This window comes from Oleiphilus sp. HI0086 (genome assembly GCF_001635225.1).
Genome location: NZ_LWFZ01000155.1, coordinates 1 through 823, shown reverse-complemented (window position 1 = coordinate 823; position 823 = coordinate 1). Strand labels below are relative to the sequence as shown.

The window sequence follows — 823 nt, the reverse complement described above, 5'->3', positions numbered from 1 at the left end:
ACCGGTTTGGTTTTCGGTAATGGATCCGAAGGTTGTGAAATGGGCTGGTGGAGATATGGACAAGGTAAATATCGAGCCCACTAAGCGCGACGAGATCTTCTCTCGTCACCATCACCCTGAAGTAGAGAAGGCTGCCTAGGCAGGCTAAGTCTAACGGGATTAGAACACAATTACTGAACGGGTTTAGGTGCGTCCATGCTTGTACTTTCTTTATTGGCTCTGATCGGAGTCGCAGGGTTTGGCTCATTCCTGCTTAAAAACAGAATACAAAAACGAGCCATAAGAAAGTGGATGATCACTGTTCATGGATTAGCCGCCTCAGGTGCTTCGGTTCTGCTGATACTGGGTCTGTATGATGCGCATTCAGCAGATACTACCAACTCATGGAACTGGGTAGGACTTGTGCTCACTCTAGGTGTGGTCATTGGTTCGTATCAACTGTTCAGAAAAGTACTCAAAGGTAGGTCGAAACCTTTGATCTTGCAGTGCCTGCATGGTGTGTTTGCAGCGAGCGCGATATGCGTTTTGGCCTACTCGATGATTATTTAATACAACGACATATCAAAACTTAATAAAGGAGCAAAGACATGGCTCAATATGAATGCCCAGATTGTGGCTACATTTATGACGAAAGCAAAGGCGCTGAGCACGAAGGCTATCCTGCAGGAACGCTATGGAAAGATATTCCGGATGACTTTCCTTGCCCTGACTGCTTTGTGAGAGAAAAGCCAGATTTCGAAGAGCTGAAAGATTAATTGAGGAGCGATCATGAGCACAGAGAATTATAGAAAGTATTGTTGTATCACTTGCGACATGATTTATG

Annotated in this window: 2 protein-coding genes; both read left to right on the top strand. The window is 45.1% G+C overall.

Annotated features, from left to right (window positions below; translation table 11 throughout):
* Positions 1-195 precede the first annotated feature (195 nt).
* Positions 196-549 carry a hypothetical protein gene (locus tag A3756_RS02165; RefSeq protein WP_068507124.1) on the top strand — a complete coding sequence of 118 codons (354 nt, stop codon included), beginning with the start codon at positions 196-198 and terminating at the stop codon, positions 547-549.
* A 38-nt stretch (positions 550-587) separates the two neighbouring features.
* Entirely contained in the window at positions 588-755 is a 168-nt protein-coding gene (locus A3756_RS02160; RefSeq protein WP_068507129.1) for a rubredoxin, read from the top strand.
* The last annotated feature ends 68 nt before the right edge of the window (positions 756-823 follow it).

Bases quoted from the DNA above. Each gene is read 5' to 3' on its own strand.
- A3756_RS02165 (WP_068507124.1), top strand. From the start codon at position 196: ATGCTTGTACTTTCTTTATTGGCTCTGATCGGAGTCGCAGGGTTTGGC.
- A3756_RS02160 (WP_068507129.1), top strand. From the start codon at position 588: ATGGCTCAATATGAATGCCCAGATTGTGGCTACATTTATGACGAAAGC.